This window comes from Hydrotalea sp., from assembly GCA_030054115.1.
Taxonomy (GTDB): domain Bacteria; phylum Pseudomonadota; class Alphaproteobacteria; order JASGCL01; family JASGCL01; genus JASGCL01.
Genome location: JASGCL010000078.1, coordinates 1 through 2,674, shown reverse-complemented (window position 1 = coordinate 2,674; position 2,674 = coordinate 1). Strand labels below are relative to the sequence as shown.

2 protein-coding genes are annotated in these 2,674 nt (G+C 53.4%); both read right to left on the bottom strand.

Annotation, left to right across the window (positions count from 1 at the left end; translation table 11 throughout):
* A partial coding sequence (locus QM529_07685; protein MDI9314535.1) for a CaiB/BaiF CoA-transferase family protein occupies nucleotides 1-1,347 on the bottom strand: 1,347 nt, incomplete at its 3' end.
* 36 nt (nucleotides 1,348-1,383) lie between these two features.
* Nucleotides 1,384-2,589 (bottom strand): acyl-CoA dehydrogenase, encoded by a 1,206-nt coding sequence (locus tag QM529_07680; protein ID MDI9314534.1) that lies wholly within the window; start codon nucleotides 2,587-2,589, stop codon nucleotides 1,384-1,386.
* Nucleotides 2,590-2,674 lie beyond the last annotated feature (85 nt).

The following is a 2,674-nucleotide window of genomic DNA, read 5'->3' as shown; positions in this document are numbered from 1 at the left end:
CCAATTCTGCTCCTTGTTTTTTTTGTCTAATGGCGGGGCGGCGCGGTTGAGGGAAAGGTCAAGGTCGCTGAAAATTATCGGCGTGCGCAGGTAACCCATCGTCTCGGCCGCGCCACCCGCCGCACCACCACCCGCACCACCCGAACCCGAACCACCCGCACCCTTATCACCCGCCGCAACCTTATCACCCGCACCACCGCCCGAACCCGAACCACCCGCCTCACCCACCCCGCCGCCCACAGCCCCAAGGGGTAAATTCAATTGCATGGCGCGGGCGATAATTTGCGGGTCGGCCAAGGCCTCGGCCACGGTGTTTATCGGCCCGGCCGGCACGCCGATGTTTTCCAATTTTTTTAACAAATCGTCGCGTTGAAACGCGGCAAATTTTTCCGCCAATATCGCCACCAATTGCTCGCGGTTTTTCACCCGCAATTCATTGGTTTTAAATTCCGCCGCCACCGCCAACCCCAACATCGCCATTAATTTTTCAAATTGCGCGTCGTTGCCGCATGCCAGAATAAACGGAAGTTTATTCTTAACATCATTGTTAAACGGCCGCCCCGCGGCCGAATAAAAAACTTGATACGGCGCAATGTTCGGGTGCACATTGCCCAACCGCGTTGGCACAATCCCAGACGCAAAATAATTCGACGCCTGGTTCGCCAACACCCCAACCATGGCGTCGAACAACGCCATGTCGATATGTTGCCCCCGACCATTTTTTTTGCCGCCGGTTTTTTCGCGATGGTAAAGGGCGGTGGTAACCGCCGTCGCACCATAAAGGGCGGTGATAATATCGGCCAATGCAACGCCAATTTTTTGCGGTTCGCCGCCCGGCGCACCGGTGATATCCATAAACCCCGACATGCCCTGCACAATATAATCGTAACCCGCCCGCGCGGCATATGGGCCGGTTTGGCCAAAACCGGTTATCGAACAATAAATCACGCTCGGGTTATTTTTTTTTATCGACGCGTAATCCAACGCGAATTTTTTCAAACCGCCGACCTTAAAATTTTCTATCACCACGTCGGCGCGGCCAGCAAGTTTTTGCACCCGCGATAAATCATCGGCATTATTAAAATCGGCCAGCAGGGATATTTTCCCGCGATTGCATGCATGGAAATAGGCCGCGGTTTTTTCATCCCCCGTGCCGTCGCCAACGAACGGCGGCCCCCAACTTCGGGTGTCGTCGCCGCCCATGTTGCCCGCGCCGGCATCATTGCATGATTCAATTTTCACCACCTCCGCCCCCAAATCGGCCAACACCTGGCCCAAAAATGGCCCGGCCAAAATACGCGCCAATTCCAACACCTTGATACCAGCGAGCGGTTTTTCTTTCGCCATTTTTTTTACCTGTCGGAGCCACGCAAATATCGGGGTTTAAAAAAACGCCTGCAGGCCGGTTTGCGCCCGCCCCAATATCAGGGCATGCACATCGTGCGTGCCCTCATACGTATTTACCGTTTCCAAATTTTGGCCGTGGCGCATCACGTGGTAAGCCGCCTGTATCCCATTGCCACCGTGAATGTCGCGCGCCATGCGGGCAATGTCCAACATCTTCATGCAATTGTTTCGTTTGATAAGCGAAATGGTTTCGGGCGACGCCGTGCCATCATCCATCATCCGCGCGACGCGCAACGCGGCGTTAAACCCCAAGGTTATTTCGGTTTGCATCTGCGCCAATTTTAATTGCACCAATTGAAATTGCGCCAGCGGTTTATTAAATTGTTGGCGCGTCATGGCGTAATCGCGCGCGCGGTGCCAACAATCCTCGCCCGCGCCAATCACGCCGAACGCAATGCCAAACCGCGCCCGGTTCAGGCAACCAAACGGCCCCTTTAACCCCGCGACATTGGGCATGATATTTTCCGCCGCCACGAAAACATCGCTCAAATGAATTTCACCGGTGACCGACGTGCGAAGCGACAACTTCCCCTCAATCTTTGGGCAATTTAATCCGGCCATGCCCTTTTCCAAAATGAAACCTTTTATCTGGCCGTCGTGCGCCGCCGATTTTGCCCAAACAATCAACACATCGGCAAATGGGCTGTTGGTTATCCATGTTTTACTGCCGTTCAGCAAATAACCTTTCTTACCATTTTGCGTGGTTGGTTCGGCGCGGGTTTTCATGCCGCCCGGGTCGGAACCGGCGGTGGGTTCGGTCAAACCAAAGCAACCAATTTTTTTGCCGGCCAATAGATCGGGTAAGTATTTTTGCTGTTGTTCGGCCGAGCCATAGGCCGAAATGGGGAAAATCACCAAAGACGATTGCACCGACAACATCGACCGAAAACCCGAATCAACCCGTTCCATTTCGCGCGCTATCAACCCGTAACTGGTGTAACTGGCGCCGATGCCGCCCAAATCGGGCGACAATGTTACGCCCAACAACCCGGCCTTGCCAAATTCTTGATAAATCGCCGGGTCGGTTTTTTCGTTCAAATACCAATCGCTGACTATCGGCAATAATTTTTCCGATGCAAATTGCCGCGCCGAATCACGGGTCAGGGTTTCTTCCTCGTTCAGGCTAGCGTCCAACAAAAATGGGTCTTGCCATTGAAATGGCGAAAGTTCAGGTTTCAACATAGGCTACCTATAGCAAACCGCGACCGCAATTATCAAACAATTTAATTGCGGGGGGACAGCGCAAAAAAAAGATGGTGGAGAAGAT